This is a genomic window from Pseudomonas sp. KBN12P06040 (assembly GCF_037574965.1).
GTDB classification, from domain to species: Bacteria; Pseudomonadota; Gammaproteobacteria; order Pseudomonadales; family Pseudomonadaceae; genus Pseudomonas; species Pseudomonas aeruginosa.
This window is the reverse complement of sequence record NZ_JBBELS010000001.1, coordinates 3,412,842-3,428,364: the sequence shown is the minus strand read 5'-3', so window position 1 is coordinate 3,428,364 and position 15,523 is coordinate 3,412,842. Positions and strand designations below refer to the sequence as shown.

At 67.9% G+C, this 15,523-nt stretch carries 16 protein-coding genes; 8 read left to right on the top strand and 8 right to left on the bottom strand.

The annotated features are described in order from the left end of the window. Positions 1–26 precede the first annotated feature (26 nt). The 6 genes from VQ067_RS16130 (at position 27) to rbsK (ending at position 7,106) form a co-directional block, all read left to right on the top strand. A complete protein-coding gene (locus tag VQ067_RS16130; RefSeq protein ID WP_003450268.1) occupies positions 27–1,355 on the top strand; it encodes a sigma-54 dependent transcriptional regulator in 1,329 nt (442 codons plus the stop codon). A gap of 218 nt (positions 1,356–1,573) precedes the next feature. Next, entirely contained in the window at positions 1,574–2,533 is a 960-nt protein-coding gene (locus tag VQ067_RS16125) for a sugar ABC transporter substrate-binding protein (protein WP_003139787.1), read from the top strand. 21 nt (positions 2,534–2,554) lie between these two features. Next, positions 2,555–4,087 (top strand): sugar ABC transporter ATP-binding protein, encoded by a 1,533-nt coding sequence (locus VQ067_RS16120; protein WP_317951589.1) that lies wholly within the window; start codon positions 2,555–2,557, stop codon positions 4,085–4,087. Positions 4,088–4,110: 23 nt separating this feature from the next. Continuing rightward, on the top strand, positions 4,111–5,109 hold the full coding sequence (locus VQ067_RS16115; protein ID WP_003088303.1) for an ABC transporter permease: 999 nt from the start codon (positions 4,111–4,113) through the stop codon (positions 5,107–5,109). A 3-nt stretch (positions 5,110–5,112) separates the two neighbouring features. Continuing rightward, the gene (locus VQ067_RS16110) at positions 5,113–6,126 is read left to right on the top strand and encodes a LacI family DNA-binding transcriptional regulator (RefSeq protein ID WP_003119158.1); all 1,014 of its coding nucleotides are present in this window, start codon (positions 5,113–5,115) and stop codon (positions 6,124–6,126) included. Between the two features lie 53 nt (positions 6,127–6,179). Next, entirely contained in the window at positions 6,180–7,106 is a 927-nt protein-coding gene (gene rbsK, locus VQ067_RS16105) for a ribokinase (RefSeq protein ID WP_003117393.1), read from the top strand. 133 nt (positions 7,107–7,239) lie between these two features. Here the strand turns inward: rbsK and VQ067_RS16100 are convergent, their stop codons facing one another. The 8 genes from VQ067_RS16100 to pnuC form a co-directional block, all read right to left on the bottom strand. After that, the gene (locus VQ067_RS16100) at positions 7,240–8,505 is read right to left on the bottom strand and encodes a transporter (RefSeq protein WP_003088309.1); all 1,266 of its coding nucleotides are present in this window, start codon (positions 8,503–8,505) and stop codon (positions 7,240–7,242) included. Positions 8,506–8,565: 60 nt separating this feature from the next. Continuing rightward, positions 8,566–9,318, bottom strand: a complete 753-nt coding sequence (locus VQ067_RS16095) for a hypothetical protein (RefSeq protein ID WP_004363666.1) — start codon at positions 9,316–9,318, stop codon at positions 8,566–8,568. A gap of 13 nt (positions 9,319–9,331) precedes the next feature. Continuing rightward, positions 9,332–10,012: a C39 family peptidase gene (locus tag VQ067_RS16090; protein WP_023091902.1), complete on the bottom strand. Its 681-nt coding sequence runs from the start codon at positions 10,010–10,012 to the stop codon at positions 9,332–9,334. A gap of 61 nt (positions 10,013–10,073) precedes the next feature. Further along, on the bottom strand, positions 10,074–11,096 hold the full coding sequence (locus tag VQ067_RS16085) for a hypothetical protein (protein WP_015503053.1): 1,023 nt from the start codon (positions 11,094–11,096) through the stop codon (positions 10,074–10,076). 56 nt (positions 11,097–11,152) lie between these two features. After that, complete coding sequence (locus VQ067_RS16080; protein ID WP_023091901.1) at positions 11,153–11,722, bottom strand: hypothetical protein; 570 nt, start codon at positions 11,720–11,722, stop codon at positions 11,153–11,155. After that, positions 11,719–12,210 carry a hypothetical protein gene (locus tag VQ067_RS16075; RefSeq protein ID WP_003117397.1) on the bottom strand — a complete coding sequence of 164 codons (492 nt, stop codon included), beginning with the start codon at positions 12,208–12,210 and terminating at the stop codon, positions 11,719–11,721. Before VQ067_RS16075 ends, VQ067_RS16080 begins: the two co-directional genes overlap by 4 nt. A 302-nt stretch (positions 12,211–12,512) precedes the next feature. After that, entirely contained in the window at positions 12,513–13,040 is a 528-nt protein-coding gene (locus tag VQ067_RS16070; protein ID WP_023091899.1) for an AAA family ATPase, read from the bottom strand. Next, positions 13,037–13,612 (bottom strand): nicotinamide riboside transporter PnuC, encoded by a 576-nt coding sequence (gene pnuC / locus VQ067_RS16065; protein ID WP_015503052.1) that lies wholly within the window; start codon positions 13,610–13,612, stop codon positions 13,037–13,039. The genes VQ067_RS16070 and pnuC overlap by 4 nt, the downstream gene beginning before the upstream one ends. 281 nt (positions 13,613–13,893) lie before the next feature. Here pnuC and VQ067_RS16060 point away from each other — a divergent pair, with 281 nt between their 5' ends. Both VQ067_RS16060 and VQ067_RS16055 read left to right on the top strand, forming a co-directional pair. Continuing rightward, a complete protein-coding gene (locus VQ067_RS16060) occupies positions 13,894–14,727 on the top strand; it encodes an undecaprenyl-diphosphate phosphatase (protein ID WP_003088326.1) in 834 nt (277 codons plus the stop codon). A gap of 71 nt (positions 14,728–14,798) precedes the next feature. Then, on the top strand, positions 14,799–15,515 hold the full coding sequence (locus VQ067_RS16055) for a DUF1294 domain-containing protein (protein ID WP_003132686.1): 717 nt from the start codon (positions 14,799–14,801) through the stop codon (positions 15,513–15,515). Positions 15,516–15,523 lie beyond the last annotated feature (8 nt).

Below are 15,523 nucleotides of genomic sequence, written 5' to 3'. Positions count from 1 at the left end.
AGAATTGGCGCCGCAAAGGAGCACACATGTTAGATGCATCGAACCTCCGCCGTCTGCTGGTGGTGGACCCGTGCGACGATTGCCGGCGCCTGTTGCCGGGCCTTCGCGAGGCGGGTTGGGCAGTGGACAGCTGCGCGCTGGAAACGGCGCGCGAACGCGCTTGCGACGTCGGCCTGCTGCGCCTGCGGCCGTTCCACCTGGAGCGGCCGGAAACGGTGAAGGACCTGATCAGCCGTAGCGGCACCGAGTGGATCGCCGTGCTCAGCCCGGACACCTTGCCGCTGAATGGCGTCGGCGATTTCGTCTGCGAATGGTTCTTCGACTTCCATACCTTGCCGTTCGACATGGCGCGGGTGCAGGTGACCCTCGGCCGCGCCTTTGGCATGGCCCGCCTGCGCGGGCGCGGCACGGTGCCCGGCGATGCCGAGGGCGAGCACGAACTGCTCGGCGAGAGCCTGGCCGTACGCGACCTGCGCCGGCTGCTGGCGAAGCTGGCGCCGACCGACTCGCCGGTACTGATCCGTGGCGAGAGCGGCACCGGCAAGGAACTGGTCGCGCGTACCCTGCACCGGCAGTCGCGGCGCGCGGACAAGCCGTTCGTCGCGATCAACTGCGGGGCGATTCCCGAGCACCTGATCCAGTCCGAGCTGTTCGGCCACGAGAAGGGCGCCTTCACCGGCGCGCACCAGCGCAAGGTCGGACGGATCGAGGCGGCCGACGGCGGCACCCTGTTCCTCGACGAGATCGGCGACCTGCCGCTGGAGTTGCAGGCCAACCTGTTGCGCTTTCTCCAGGAACAGCAGATCGAGCGGGTCGGCGGTAGCCGGCCGGTCGAGGTGGACGTGCGGGTGCTGGCGGCGACCCATGTCGACCTGGAGGCGGCGATCGACGCCGGGACGTTCCGCGAGGACCTCTACTACCGGCTCAACGTCCTGCAGGTCGGCACCGCGCCGTTGCGCGAACGGAGCGAGGACCTGCCGCTGCTGGCCAATCATTTCTCCCGGCTCTACAGCCTGGAGACCGGCCGCCGCCCGCGCCGCTTCAGCGAGGACGCGCTGGCGGCGATGGCGATGCACGCCTGGCCGGGCAATGTCCGCGAACTGGCCAACCGGGTACGTCGCGGGTTGGTCCTGGCAGAGGGAAAGCAGATCGAGGCCCAGGACCTCGGCCTGGAGTGCGCGCGCGGCGACGGCCCGCCGTTGTCCAGCCTGGAGGTCTACAAGCTCTGCGCCGAGCGCCAGGCGATGTGCGACGCGCTGGCCCGTTACGGCGACAACCTCAGCGTGGCCGCGCGGATGCTCGGGGTGTCGCGGCCGACCTTCTACCGCCTGTTGCACAAGCACCGGTTGCGCTGAGCGGCCGGCGGGAGATCTGCCGGCCAAGCAAAATATCCTGCGTTTCCCAGCCGTAGCGAACTAGAATCCAACCGATCCCGACCGGTTCGCGACAGTTGCTCATGGCGATTGACAGAATCTGTCAGATCGACGCATATTCACCTAACGCAAACGTTTGCGTCTGGATAATCTCCTGGAAAAGCCTCAATACAACGATAAGAAAAGCTGGAGGATACACCATGAAGCGGGTCGCTTCCCGGCGCCTGTTGGCTGCCGTTGTGCTGACTGCCTGTTCCTCGTTCCTGCCCCTGTCCGCCGTCCACGCGGAAACTCCCGAGAAGCCCAGGATCGCGCTGGTGATGAAGTCGCTGGCGAACGAGTTCTTCCTGACCATGGAGGACGGCGCCAAGGCCTACCAGAAGGAGCATGCCGACCGGTTCGAACTGGTTTCCAACGGCATCAAGGACGAGACCGATACCTCCAGCCAGATCCGCATCGTCGAGCAGATGATCGTTTCCGGGGTCGACGCACTGGTGATCGCGCCGGCCGATTCCAAGGCGCTGGTGCCGGTGGTGAAGAAAGCGCTGGACGCCGGCATCGTGGTGGTCAACATCGACAACCGCTTCGACCCGCAGGTGCTGCAGGCGAAGAAGATCGGCGTGCCCTTCGTCGGTCCCGACAACCGCAAGGGCGCGCGGCTGGTCGGCGAGTACCTGGCGAAGCGACTGAAGGCCGGTGACGAGGTCGGCATCATCGAAGGGGTCTCCACGACCACCAATGCCCAGCAGCGCACCGCCGGCTTCAAGGATGCGATGGACGCGGCGGGGATGAAGATCGTCTCCTTGCAGTCGGGCAACTGGGAAATCGAGAAGGGCAACGCGGTGGCTTCGGCGATGCTCAACGAGCATCCGGACCTCAAGGCGCTGCTCGCCGGCAACGACAGCATGGCCCTCGGCGCGGTATCGGCGGTGCGCGCGGCGGGCCGCGCCGGGCAGGTGAAGGTGGTCGGCTACGACAATATCCAGGCGATCAAGCCGATGCTCCAGGATGGCCGGGTGCTGGCTACTGCCGACCAGTTCGCCGCGAAGCAGGCGGTGTTCGGTATCCAGACCGCGCTCAAGCTGCTTGCTGGGCAAGCCCCGGAACATGAGAAGGACGGCGTGGTCGAGACGCCTGTCGAGTTGGTGACCGCGCCCTGAGCCGTCCGATGGAGCCTTCCCATGTCTAGCGACGCATTGCCGCTGCTGAGCATCCGCGGGGTCGGCAAGACCTACGCGCAGCCGGTGCTGGCGGAGATCGACCTGCAACTGTTCGGCGGCGAGGTGCTGGCCCTGACCGGCGAGAACGGCGCCGGCAAGAGCACCCAGTCGAAGATCGTCGGCGGCCTGGAACGTCCCGGCGCCGGCAGCCTGGAGCTCCTCGGCCGGCCTTACGCCCCCGCTAGCCGCCGCGAGGCCGAGGCGCTGGGCGTGCGCATGGTGATGCAGGAACTGAACCTGCTGCCGACCCTGTCGGTGGCGGAGAACCTGTTCCTCCACGACCTGCCCCGGCGCGCCGGCTGGATCGACCGTCGGCGCCTGCGCGCGGCGGCCCGCGAGGCGATGGCCCAGGTCGGCCTGGAGGCGATCGATCCCGACACGCTGGTCGGCGACCTCGGTATCGGCCACCAGCAGATGGTCGAGATCGCCCGCAACCTGATCGGCGACTGCCGCTTGCTGATCCTCGACGAACCCACGGCGATGCTTACCGCGCGCGAGGTGGACATGCTCTTCGAGCAGGTCGAGCGGCTGCGCGAACGCGGCGTGGCGATCGTCTACATCTCCCATCGCCTGGAAGAGCTGGCGCGGATTTCGCAGCGCATCGCGGTGTTGCGCGATGGCCGCCTGGTCTGCGTCGAGCCGATCGAGCGCTACGACGCCGACCAACTGGTGACCCTGATGGTCGGCCGCGACCTGGGTGAGCGCTTCGACCTGGGCCCACGGCAGACCGGTGCGCCGCTGCTGCGGGTGGAGCGGCTGAGCCGGCGCGGCAAGGTGCATGAGGTGTCGTTCGAGGTGCGCGCGGGGGAGATCTTCGGCATTTCCGGACTGATCGGCTCCGGGCGCACCGAATTGTTGCGCCTGATCTACGGCGCCGACCGTGCCGACGGGGGGCAGGTCCTGCTTGGCGATCCGCCGCAGCGCCTGGGCCTGCGTTCGCCGGCCGACTCGGTGCGCCAGGGGGTGGCGCTGATCACCGAGGACCGCAAGGGCGAGGGCCTGCTGCTGGACCAGTCGATCAGCGCCAACCTGGCCCTGGGCAACCTGCCGGCGCTGGCGCGCCACGGGGTGATCGACCGGCGCCGCGAGGAGGCCCTGGCGCGGCGCCAGGTGGAGGCGCTGCGGGTGCGCTGCGCGGACACCGCGCAGGCGGTGGGCGAACTGTCCGGCGGCAACCAGCAGAAGGTAGTGATCGGCCGCTGGCTGGAACGCGACTGCCAGGTGCTGCTGTTCGACGAGCCGACCCGTGGCATCGACGTCGGCGCCAAGTTCGACATCTATGCCTTGCTCGCCGAACTGACCCGCCGGGGCAAGGCGCTGGTGGTGGTGTCCAGCGACCTGCGCGAGCTGATGCTGATCTGCGATCGCATCGGCGTGCTCTCGGCGGGACGTATGGTGGACACCTTCGAGCGCGATGCCTGGACCCAGGACGCGCTGCTGGCGGCGGCCTTCGCCGGTTACAAGAAACGCGACGCGCTGCTGGCGACGTCGTGAACACGCAACGCAAGGAACCAGAAATGAGCGACCCGACGTCTTCCGCTACCGCCGCCGCAGCGCCAACCCTGCGACGCGGCAACTATTTCGGCCTGGGCACCTACCTCGGCCTGGCCGGCGCGCTGCTGGCGATGATCGCGCTGTTCTCGGCGCTGAGCAGCCACTTCCTCAGCTATGGCACCTTCCTCGCCATCGCCAACCAGATCCCCGACCTGGTGGTGCTGGCGGTGGGCATGACCTTCATCCTGATCGTCGGCGGCATCGATCTCTCGGTAGGTTCGGTGCTGGCCCTGGCGGCCTCGGCGGTAAGCCTGGCGACGCTCGGCTGGGGCTGGGGCGTGCTGCCGGCGGCGATGCTCGGGATGGCCTGCGCGACCCTGGCCGGCTGCGTCACCGGTTCGATCACGGTGGCCTGGCGGATTCCCTCGTTCATCGTGTCCCTCGGGGTGCTGGAGATGGCCCGTGGGCTGGCCTACCAGATGACCGACTCGCGCACGGCCTATATCGGCGACGCCTATGCCTGGCTGTCCAATCCGCTGGCGTTCGGCATTTCGCCGGCCTTCGTGATCGCCCTGCTGGTGATGTTCGCCGCCCAGGCGGTGCTCACCCGCACGGTGTTCGGCCGCTACCTGATCGGCATCGGCACCAACGAAGAAGCGGTGCGATTGGCCGGTGTGAACCCGAAACCCTATAAGATTGCAGTATTCGCCCTGATGGGGCTGCTCGCCGGGTTGGCCGCGCTGTTCCAGATCTCGCGTCTGGAAGCGGCCGATCCCAACGCCGGGGTCGGCCTGGAACTCCAGGTCATCGCCGCGGTGGTGATCGGCGGCACCAGCCTGATGGGCGGGCGAGGTTCGGTGGTCAGCACCTTCTTCGGCGTGCTGATCATTTCCGTATTGGCGGCGGGGCTGGCGCAGATCGGTGCGTCGGAGCCGACCAAACGAATCATTACCGGGGCGGTGATCGTGGTAGCGGTGGTGCTGGATACCTACCGCAGCCATCGCGCCCGCAGACAGGGCTGAACGATGGCGACAATGAAGGACGTGGCGGCGATGGCGGGGGTTTCCTTCACCACCGTATCGCATGTGGTGAACAGGACGCGGCCGGTCAGCGACGCGGTGCGCAAGAAGGTCGAGGACGCCATCGCGCAGCTGCACTACGTGCCCAGCGCGGTGGCGCGCTCGCTGAAGGTGCGCACCACCTCGATCATCGGCTTGCTGGTGCCGAACAGTACCAACCCGTATTTCGCCGAGCTGTCGCGGGGCATCGAGGATTGCTGCGAGCGCAACGGCTACTGCGTGATCCTCTGCAACTCCGACGACAACCCGCAGAAGCAGGCCAACTACCTGCGCGTGCTCCAGGAGAAACGCATCGACGGCCTGGTCCTGGCGTCCGCCGGCGGCGACGGCGCGCTGGCCAAGGGGCTGGCGAACATGCGCACGCCGACCGTGATCGTCGACCGCGAGGTGGAAGGCGTGGAAGCCGACCGGGTGCAGATCGACCATGAGATGGGCGCCTACCTGGCGACCCGCCACCTGCTCGAACTGGGCCATCGCGACATCGCCTGCATCGGCGGGCCGCTGTCGACCAAGGTCTCGACGCTGCGGGTCGAGGGCTACCGGCGGGCGATGGCCAAGGCCGGCCTGGAGGTGCGTCCGCAGTGGCTGCTGGAAAGCGAGTTCAGCAGCCCCGGCGGCTACCACGCGGCGCTCGGCCTGCTGGGCGGCGAGGGCGAGCGACCGACGGCGATCGTCGCCGGCAACGACATGATCGGCATCGGCGTGCTGCGCGCCGCGGCCGAGCTGAATATCAGGGTGCCGCACGAACTGTCGGTGATCGGCTTCGACGATATCGAGCTGAGCCGCTTCGTGTTTCCCGCCTTGACCACCGTGGGCCAGTCGATCCGCCTGCTCGGCGAGATCGCCGCGCAACTGCTGCTGCAACGCATCGCCGAGCGCGAGGAGCCGATGCAGCGGCGGGTGGTGGCGCCGGCGCTGGTCCTGCGCGAATCCACCGCGCCGCCGCTGGTGCGGGTCTGAACCGGGCGCCGGGGGCGCCCTCGCTAGAGAGAGGCTGGAACAAGGACGCAACGATGCAAGCGAAAGTACTGGTGGTGGGCAGCCTGAACATGGACCTGGTAGTGCGCGCGCCGCGCCTGCCACGGGGCGGCGAGACCCTCGCCGGGCAGTCCTTCACCACCATTCCCGGCGGCAAGGGCGCCAACCAGGCGGTCGCCGCGGCGCGTCTCGGCGCTGGGGTGGCGATGATCGGCTGCCTTGGCGACGATGCCTACGGCGACCAGTTGTACCGCGCGCTGCAGGCCGAGGGCATCGACTGCCAGGGCGTCGAGCGGGTGGCCGGGGAGTCCAGCGGGGTGGCGCTGATCGTGGTCGACGACAGCAGCCAGAACGCCATCGTCATCGTCGCCGGCGGCAACGGCCACCTGTCGCCGGCCGTGCTGGCGCGCCACGAACACTTGCTGGAGCAGGCGCAGGTGGTGGTCTGCCAGTTGGAAAGCCCGCTGGAGACGATTGGCCATGTGCTGCGCCGGGCCCATGCGCTGGGCAAGACGGTGATCCTCAACCCGGCGCCGGCCACCCGCGACGTGCCGGCGGACTGGCTGCCGCTGGTGGACTACCTGGTCCCCAACGAGACCGAAAGCGAACTGCTCTGCCGCCTGCCGGTGGACTCCCTGGAGAGCGCCGGACGTGCCGCCGAGCGCCTGCGCGAAATGGGCGCCGGCAGGGTGATCGTCACCCTCGGCGCCCAGGGCGCCCTGCTGGTGGGCGAGGGGCGGGTCGAGCATTTCCCGGTGGCGCGGGTCAAGGCGCTGGATACCACGGCGGCCGGCGACACCTTCGTCGGTGGCTTCGCCGCGGCCCTTGCGCGCGGCCTCGACGAGGCGGCGGCGATCCGCTTCGGCCAGGCCGCCGCGGCGATCTCGGTGACCCGCCTCGGCGCGCAGACCTCGATCCCCTCGCGCGAGGAAGTCGAGCGGGCGCTCGCTGGCGAGGCTTGAGAGGGACGGTGCCGTTGCTACCGGCGGATAACGCCTGCGGCGTTATCCGCCCTGCGCAGCTAGGCGAGGACCGCTCCCAGGCTCACGCATCCCTTCGAGGGGTAAGGCATGCCCAGGCTCGAACGGTGGCCCCTCAGAAGTAGTAGGGGAATTTCACGCCGAAGGTGAAGTCCGGCGCGTCCGGAGTGATGCCGATGGACAGGCTGGGCACGATGCTGAACCTGTTGCTCACCGCATAGGTCATGCCCAGGCCGAAGTAGCCGGCGTTGGCGTCGCTGCCGCTGACGGTCTGCCAGCTCTGGCCGTCCTGCTTGACCTTGCTCTTCTGGCTGATCAGTTCGGAGAAGGAGAACGACATGCTCATCTTCTCGTTCAGCGCGAAGGCCACGCCGACGCCGAGCTGGAACCAGTTGCCGAGCTTGACCTTGCCGCCGGTCTTCACGCCTTGCTGCGGGTTGATGTCGTCGAACGACTCTTCGAAGTTGTAGGTATACGACAGGCTGCCGAACAGCACCGCCGGGTCCACCGTCTTCACCAGCGAGATGCCCGGGGTGATCGACCAGACGCCGTTGCCGGTGGGCAGGTCGTCGGGCACGTTGAGGTTGTTGTTGCCCGGTACCTGCTTCAGCTTGATGCCGTAGGGATCCTTGCCGGTGGGCGCCTTGACCCGCAGGCTGACCACCGCGTCCGGGGTGCTCTCGCTTTCGTCGAGGAACTTGTAGGCGACGCCGAAGCTGACGTCGCCCAGGCGTGGGTCGCCGGTCACCGATTTCTCGGTGATCTGCGAGGTCGAGCCGCCGGCGCCGGCGGACTGGTAGGTCGATTCGCGATAGACCACCGGGGCGTTGATATCCACCTGCCAGCGCTGGTTCCAGTTGTAGCGGCCGGTCAGGTCGAGGGTCCAGATGTCGGCATCGATCTGGTCCACGCCGATGTTGCCGAGGAAGATCGAGTCCAGCGCCAGGAAGCCGTTGAGGAACAACTGGCGGGTGTCGTAGTGGCTGTAGGTGAGGCCGGTCTCCAGGCTGAAGGTGCCGCCGCCGAAGAAGCCGCTGGCGTCCTGGTAGATGTTTTCCACGCTGGGCGCGGGCGCGCCATCGTCCTTGAGGCTGGCGCCGTAGGTGCCGGCGACCGCGTTGGCGTCGTTGCGCGCCTGCGCCGGCGGCTGGATCGACTTGACCAGGCGTTGCGGCTGCGGCGCCTGGGGTTGCGCCTCGACCTGGCGCACGCGCTGTTCGAGGACCATCAGGGCGTTCTGCTGGGCCTCGTAGCGTTGGCGCAGCTCCAGGAGTTCCTTCTTCAGCGCCTCGACCTCGGACTCCGTCGCGGCCTGCGCCAGGAACGGGGAAACCAGGGTGGTGGCGCAGAGGACAGCTCGCAGCGAGAGTGTCTGGGTCATGTTTGCCGTTCCGTTTTTATGGCCTTCCGATAGCACAGTGATTTCAGACTAGATCAACTTTCAGTAGCCGCTGGGGCGCAGCGCGCGCAATTGCTCCCAGGTGCAATTCAGTGCCGGATCGGCGCCCGGCCGATCCTTGAGCATCACCTCGAGCGCCGCCAGGTTCTGCACCAGGTTGCGGTTTCCGCTGAGCGCCACGCTCTGCACCAGGCCGCCGGCGCCGAGGCTTTGCAGGCTGGCGCCCTGGCCGCTGGCCTGGATCGCCAGTTGCAGGGCGCCGCCGTTCGGCGTGACCTTCACCGTGCCGGCCTCGCCGCTGAGGGCGAGCGCACCTTCCAGCGGCGTGCCGCCCGGCAGTGGCGGCGGCGCCTCGCCGTGGCGGACCTCGATGCTGACGCCATTGCTGGCGCTGTTGTGGTCGCCGGCGGTGCGGATGCTCTGACTGACCCCCTGGGTCTGCGCCAGTCCGGCGCCGCCGAGGACCTGGCCGTTGCCGGCGACGGGTGGCGGGGCGTCGCCTGGCCGATCGACCAGGGTGACGTTGAGGACCGGGCGCGCCAGGTTCTGCCGCACCTGCAGGTCGACGCGTGCGCCGAGGACCTGGCCGCTGGCGTTCTGCCAGGTGCTGCTCATGGTCACCCCGAAGCTGACGATCCGCCCCGGCAGCACGTAGCGCCCGCGCAACTGGGAAAGCTCCTGGTCGCTCAGTTCGGCGGGGGCGAAGAGGTCGCTGGCGGGGGCGGGCAGCGCAGCGCCCAGGCAGCAGGCGAGGACGAAGCAGTGGTGCGGGTACATGGCGTGCTCCCGGAGCATCCGGCTCCTGCGATCAGAAGAAATCGCTCTGGATGAAGCCGAACTCCATCAGTTCGGCGTCCCTGACCGGTTTGAAGCGGTCCAGGCGATTGCGCGCGGTCAGCGGTTCGGGCGGCGTCAGCAGCGGATTGCCGCGGTCGTATCCCTGGCCGATCACGGCGAAGACGATGCCGTTCCAGCCCTTGGCGAACTCTGTCAGCGCGTAGCGTTTGTGCCCCAGCGCCGGGTCACCCACGTACACGTACTCGCCCTGGGTGCGTTGCAGGACGACGAAGTGCTTGTAGCCGCGGATTTCCATCAGCACGATGGCGGGGATCTTCAGTTGTTCCAGTTGCGCCGCCTCGATCCGGTAGCCGCGCGCGCGCATGCCCATGGATTCGACGTAGCGCTTCATGTCGAGCATGGAGAAGCCCTGGGTGCGGACGATCTCCGGGTCGGCGTGGGCGAGCATGCCCTGGATCACCGCCTGCTCGTCGAGCGGGGCGCCGTAGGCCTTCTCCAGGATGGTCGCGAGGGCCGCGGCGCCGCAGCTGAAATCGGTCTTCTGCTCGACCAGGTCGGCGAAGCGCCGCTCGCGGATGCTCTGCACCTGCTTGTAGACCAGGCCGCCGCCGGGCAGGGCGGGAAAGCCGAGGGTCGCCGCCTGGACGGTGAGGTCGACGAGCAGCAGCAGGGAAAGGATGAGCGTGCGCATGGCCGGTTCCTGTGTCGGATGGAAAAGGGTTCCGGCTGGCGCCGGAACCCCTGGGCCAGGATCAGAAGCCAAGGCTCTCGCCACCGGCCGGGCAGCTGCTGCAACCGGCGGCGATGGACAGGGAGTTGCTCTGCTGGTTGCCGCCACCGGCGGCGATGTTCACCCCGACGTTGCCCGAGACGTTCTGCAACGAGTTGCTCAGGCTGGCGTTGTTGGTGACCGGGGTCTTGAAGCCGACGATCGCCGGGATGAAGCCGGACACCGTGCCTTTCAGGTCGACGTCGCCCTTTTCCTTGAAGGCGAACGCGCCGCCGTCGTGGTTCAGGTCCTTGGCGCCCTGGGCCTGGCTGTCCACGTCGATGTGGCCGGTATTGCTGCCGCCCGGATGGGTCTGGCCTTCCCAGGTGTCGAGGTAGACGTTGCCGATCTGGTCGGAGGTGCCCTTGTAGCTGCCGTCGGCGTTCAGCTTCAGCGACACGTAGGTGCCGCCATAGGCGTAGTTGGCGCTGTTGACGGTGGTGTTGCCGGTGGAGGTCTGCGACGCGGCGCTACCGGCAGTGCTGTACTGGCCGTTGGAGACGGCGGCGGCCAGGTCGTTCTTCTGCTGGTTGAAGTTGCCGGCGGCGACGTTCACGCCCAGGTTGCCCGAGACGTTGTTGGCCGAGTTGCTCAGCGATGCGGTGTTGGGGTTGGAGTAGTTGTTCAGCGTATTGCCGTAGCCGCTCTGCAGCACGCTGGTGCTGGCGGTCGCGGTGCCGAACACGAAGCTGGCGTCGGCGCTGGCCAGCGCGGCGGCGTTGGCCTGCTGGTTGTTGTCGCCGGCGGCGACGTTGACCCCGACGTTGCCCGAGGCATCCTTGATCGAGCCGCTCACCGAGGCATTGTTCACCGTGCCGAAGTTGCTGACCTTGTTGCTGTAGTTCTGCTGCGTATCCACCACCAGGGCCGTGGCTCCGCCCTTGTTGTTCGACTGCGGGTTGGGTTTCGGCGGGTGCCAGCCACCTTCGTTTCCGGCGTAGGCCGATACCGACAGCACTGCAGCCATTGCCAGGGCCAGCGGGGTCAGGACCATAGTCGCTTTCATGGCGTTTCTCCTTGCATTTCTGTGCTTAGTGTTGGGCTTGTGTTGGCTTGGCAGAGTCATTCCATGACCCTGACACTGAGGGTGTTCATCGACTGATTGCCCACCCCAGCGCTCTGGTTCACCTGCACCACGCCGCTGCTCCCGGCGAAGGCGCGATCGTCCGTCGAGACGCTGCGTCCTCCCGGGACCGGAGTGGCCGAACCGGAGACTTTGGTCAGCGCCACGCTTTGCGCGAGGACGCTGTCATCCAGGCTTTCCGGGCCGTTGCTGACGTTCAGCCGGAAGGCGTTGATCTGTTGGTTGCCGAGGCCGGCGCCCTGGTTGACGCCGAGGATGCCGCTGCCGCGTAGCGCCGCCCCCGAGATGCTGGCGCTGGCCGCGATCGGCTGGCTGGCGTCGAGTTGCAGATGCTGGCGCTGGTCGCTGCCGACGAGGGCCGCGGAGCCGACCGCGACGACACGAACGTTGCTCTGTTGCTGGGCGTCGCCGGCGGCCTGGTTGAGGGCGAAGTTGCCGCGGTAGGTGCCGCTGGCATCGATGCTGGCGCGATTGCGTGAGGCCAGCGGGTCGGCCTGGAGCGACGCGATACAGGCGAAGGCGAGGAGGAGGGCGGACAGGCGCTTCATTGACCACCCCCGAGCATCTGCAGCGGCGCCAGGCCCTGCTTGAGGCTGCCGTTGATCTGCCCGGCGAGGCCGGCGCCGGCGCCGCCTCCCGCGCCGTGGGTGGTGCCGAGGTTGCCGACGGCCTGGACCGTCGCCGGGTTCGCCGGCTGGTTGGCGAAACCCGGCAGGGCGCCGCCGGGGAGAATCATGCTGCGAATCCCGGAACCGCTGGTCACGATGGCGAAGTCGGCATCGCCCAGTTCGCGGCTCACGGTATTGCCGCTGGCCGCCCCGTTGGCGAGGGCGTTGACCTCGGCGGAGACGTTGGTGTCGACGACGGTGGGATGTGGGTCGGGCACCATGCTCGGACGGTAGGCGACCCGTGGCTGGACCTGGCGCTGGACGACGATCGTGCCGTCCGCCGCATGCGCGGGCGGGAGGTTCGCCGGCACGGAGCCGACGATGACCAGCAGCGCTGGAACGACGATGCGTAGCGAACTCCCCGACATGATGGCGCTTCCTTCGTTGGCGCTGAGCCCTAATCAGCGTTGGCAGGGAGTGAGCATGGGGCGTGCCGGTTTTGCGCTTTCCTTGTCCATCAAGGACTTGGCCGTGAGTGCCGGGGGAACCTGGCGGACAGTGTTGCATCCGTGCAACAGCAGGCCCGCCAACCAGGGGGCGAAGCCTGCCGGGGACGCGCCTGGAGCTGTTTCAGCGCCGAGACAGCTTTCCGCGGTGCCGTCGCGAAACGCTCTGCGCCAAGGCCCGGACCGCGCTGGCGGTGTATCGGCGGCGTGACAGGGCCGGCCCTTCAGCCGTCCTGGAGCAGCCCTTGCACTGCGGCGAAAGCCTGGCGCCGGCGCTCGGCCCAGTCGCCGGCGATGGCGCGGTAGGGTTGCCGATGCCGCTCCAGCCAGGCTTGGCATTCGCGGTGGAAGGCCTGGCGCTGCGCCAGTTCCGGCTGGCAGCGCTGGCCGTCGGCGCTCCACGCCACGCCTTCCGGCGAGAGCAGCAGGTGCAGGTCGTAGCGCCGCCGCAGCAGGGCGGGTTCGAGCCAGTCCGGGCAGGCGCCGAAGAGAATCCGGCTCCAGAGGATGTTGCTCAGCAGGTGGGTATCGAGGATCAGCAGCGCCGGCCGCTCCGCGCGGGCGGCATCTTCCCAGGCCAGTTGCCCGCGGGCGATGGCGGGGATGTCGGCGTAGCAGGTGTCGCGGCGCTGTTCGTCGATGAAGTGGCGGACGTACTCGCCGACCACCCGGCCGCCGAAGCGGGCCTGGAGCTGCTCCGCAAGCCAGCTCTTGCCGCTGGATTCGGGCCCGGTGAGTACCAGCACCTTCATGCGACGACGCCCTCGCGTAATGCCGGGTCGCGGCGCCAGGTCCGCCAGCCGTGGATCGCCAGCAGGGTGAAGAGGGCGTAGAGGGCGGCGGTCAGGTACAGCGCCTTGCTGGCGAAGAGCGCCACGAACAGCACGTCCACGGCGATCCACAGGGCCCAGCATTCCAGGCGCTTCTGCGCCATCCAGCATTGCGCCACCAGGCTGAAGGCGGTCAATCCGGCGTCCCACCAGGGACTGGCGGCATCGGTGTGGTTGGCCATCAGGTAACCGAGCGCGACGCTGCCGACCAGGCCCGCACCGAGCCCGTAGAGGCGCTGCGCGGCGTTCAGGCGGCTCACCGAGCGGCCGTCGTGGTCCTGCCCGCCGCGGGTCCACTGCCACCAGCCATAGAGCTGTAGCGCCGCGTAGACCATTTGCAGGAGCATGTCCGAATAAAGCTTCACCTCGAAGAATATCCAGGCGTAGAGCGCCACCATCACCAGTCCGATGGGCCAGCACCAGGGATTCTGGCGGACGGTCAGGTAGACGGCGATGGCGCCGAGCGAAGCGGCGAAGAGTTCAAGGGGTGACACGGAAGGCCCTCATGCGACGAGGACGCATTGTAGCGAATGTATCCGGCGCTTCGCGAAGGCCTGGGAAAAAGGGGGGCGCGGACGGATTCGTTCGGACGCCGGCCGGCAACAATTCCAAGATTCTTTGCCGGCCGCTCTGGTAGCATGCCCGCCGGTTTCGACTTCGGCAGTGGGGGAACTGGTTGGGTTCTTCGGAGTCGTAAGGCCTTCATAAAAGACGGCAAGTGTATCGCCGAGAACAACGAAAGCTCGTTCGGGACAGTAGTAGAAGGGGGAGAAACATGGAGTGGTGGACTGCTTTCCAGGCGTTCATCCTGGGCGTCGTGGAAGGGCTGACCGAGTTCCTGCCGATTTCCAGCACCGGGCACCAGATCATCGTCGCCGACCTCATCGGCTTCGGCGGCGAACGCGCCAAGGCGTTCAACATCATCATCCAGCTGGCGGCGATCCTCGCTGTCGTCTGGGAGTTTCGTGGAAAGATCTTTCAAGTCGTCCGTGACCTGCCGAGCCAGCGCCAGGCCCAGCGTTTCACCGCCAACCTGCTGATCGCGTTCTTCCCGGCGGTAGTCCTCGGCGTCCTGTTCGCCGACCTGATCCACGAGTGGCTGTTCAATCCGATCACCGTCGCCCTGGCGCTGGTGGTGGGCGGGGTGGTCATGCTCTGGGCCGAGCGCCGGAAGCATGTGATCCACGCCGAACACGTCGACGACATGACCTGGAAGGACGCCCTGAAGATCGGCTGTGCCCAGTGCCTGGCGATGGTCCCCGGCACCTCGCGGTCCGGCGCGACCATCATCGGCGGCCTGCTGTTCGGCCTTTCGCGCAAGGCGGCCACCGAGTTCTCGTTCTTCCTGGCGATGCCGACCATGGTCGGCGCCGCGGTCTATTCCGGCTACAAGTACCGCGACCTGTTCCGCCCCGAAGACCTGCCGGTGTTCGCCGTCGGCTTCGTCACCTCGTTCGTCTTCGCCATGGTGGCGGTGCGTGCCTTGCTGAAGTTCATCGGCAACCACAGCTACGCGGCTTTCGCCTGGTATCGGATCGCCTTCGGCCTGCTGATCCTGGCGACCTGGCAATTCCACCTGATCGACTGGAGCACCGCCGGCGAAATGTGAGGCCCGGGAACCAGGCAAAAGGCGCGGCGCGAGCCGCGCTTTTTTTCGCCTGGCCGCCGCGGGTGGCTAGAATGCAGCGCGAAACGGGTAGCGAGCGAGTGGATATGGAAAAGCCGGGCATGATCAGCCGCTGGTACGACGACAAGGGCTTCGGCTTCATCCTGCCGAAGACCGGCGGGGAAGAAGTCTTCCTGCATATCTCCGCGTTCCGCGGCGACCGCCGTCCCCGCCAGGGCGACCAGGTGTGGTTCCTCGCCAGCCAGGACGCCCAGGGCCGCCTGCGCGCCGAGAGGGCGCGGCTGGACGCGCTGACCCTCGATCCGCCGACTGTCCGCCGTGGCGCCCAGGCGCCGGTGACGCGGGCCCAGGCGCGGCCGGCGCCGACTCCGCCGAGCGCGTTGCAGCGCCCGTTGGCGAAGCTGCTGGTCCTGCTGATCCTCTGCGTGCTGCCGGCCGCCGGCGCCTGGCGGATGTACCTGGACGGACAGGCCCTCTGGCCGCTGCTGGCCTATCCGCTGGCCAGCCTGCTCGCATTCGCCCTCTACTGGCAGGACAAGCGCAGCGCCGCACGTGGCGACTGGCGTACCCCGGAGGTCCGCCTGCACCTGTTCGAGCTGCTTGGCGGCTGGCCTGGCGCGCTGGTCGCGCAGCAGGCGTTCCGCCACAAGACCCGCAAGCTCTCGTTCCAACTGGTGTTCTGGGGCATCGTCCTGCTGCACCAGCTGTTCTGGCTCGACAGCCTGCTCGGCGGGCGCCTGTCCGCCGCGCTGTTGCAGTGGATCGGCTGAACGGCGCG

Excerpts from the sequence above, each read along its gene's own strand:
- VQ067_RS16130 (WP_003450268.1), top strand. The coding sequence starts at position 27 with ATGTTAGATGCATCGAACCTCCGCCGTCTGCTGGTGGTGGACCCGTGC.
- VQ067_RS16125 (WP_003139787.1), top strand. The coding sequence starts at position 1,574 with ATGAAGCGGGTCGCTTCCCGGCGCCTGTTGGCTGCCGTTGTGCTGACT.
- VQ067_RS16120 (WP_317951589.1), top strand. The coding sequence starts at position 2,555 with ATGTCTAGCGACGCATTGCCGCTGCTGAGCATCCGCGGGGTCGGCAAG.
- VQ067_RS16115 (WP_003088303.1), top strand. The coding sequence starts at position 4,111 with ATGAGCGACCCGACGTCTTCCGCTACCGCCGCCGCAGCGCCAACCCTG.
- VQ067_RS16110 (WP_003119158.1), top strand. The coding sequence starts at position 5,113 with ATGGCGACAATGAAGGACGTGGCGGCGATGGCGGGGGTTTCCTTCACC.
- rbsK (WP_003117393.1), top strand. The coding sequence starts at position 6,180 with ATGCAAGCGAAAGTACTGGTGGTGGGCAGCCTGAACATGGACCTGGTA.
- VQ067_RS16100 (WP_003088309.1), bottom strand. The coding sequence starts at position 8,505 with ATGACCCAGACACTCTCGCTGCGAGCTGTCCTCTGCGCCACCACCCTG.
- VQ067_RS16095 (WP_004363666.1), bottom strand. The coding sequence starts at position 9,318 with ATGCTCCGGGAGCACGCCATGTACCCGCACCACTGCTTCGTCCTCGCC.
- VQ067_RS16090 (WP_023091902.1), bottom strand. The coding sequence starts at position 10,012 with ATGCGCACGCTCATCCTTTCCCTGCTGCTGCTCGTCGACCTCACCGTC.
- VQ067_RS16085 (WP_015503053.1), bottom strand. The coding sequence starts at position 11,096 with ATGAAAGCGACTATGGTCCTGACCCCGCTGGCCCTGGCAATGGCTGCA.
- VQ067_RS16080 (WP_023091901.1), bottom strand. The coding sequence starts at position 11,722 with ATGAAGCGCCTGTCCGCCCTCCTCCTCGCCTTCGCCTGTATCGCGTCG.
- VQ067_RS16075 (WP_003117397.1), bottom strand. The coding sequence starts at position 12,210 with ATGTCGGGGAGTTCGCTACGCATCGTCGTTCCAGCGCTGCTGGTCATC.
- VQ067_RS16070 (WP_023091899.1), bottom strand. The coding sequence starts at position 13,040 with ATGAAGGTGCTGGTACTCACCGGGCCCGAATCCAGCGGCAAGAGCTGG.
- VQ067_RS16060 (WP_003088326.1), top strand. The coding sequence starts at position 13,894 with ATGGAGTGGTGGACTGCTTTCCAGGCGTTCATCCTGGGCGTCGTGGAA.
- VQ067_RS16055 (WP_003132686.1), top strand. The coding sequence starts at position 14,799 with ATGCAGCGCGAAACGGGTAGCGAGCGAGTGGATATGGAAAAGCCGGGC.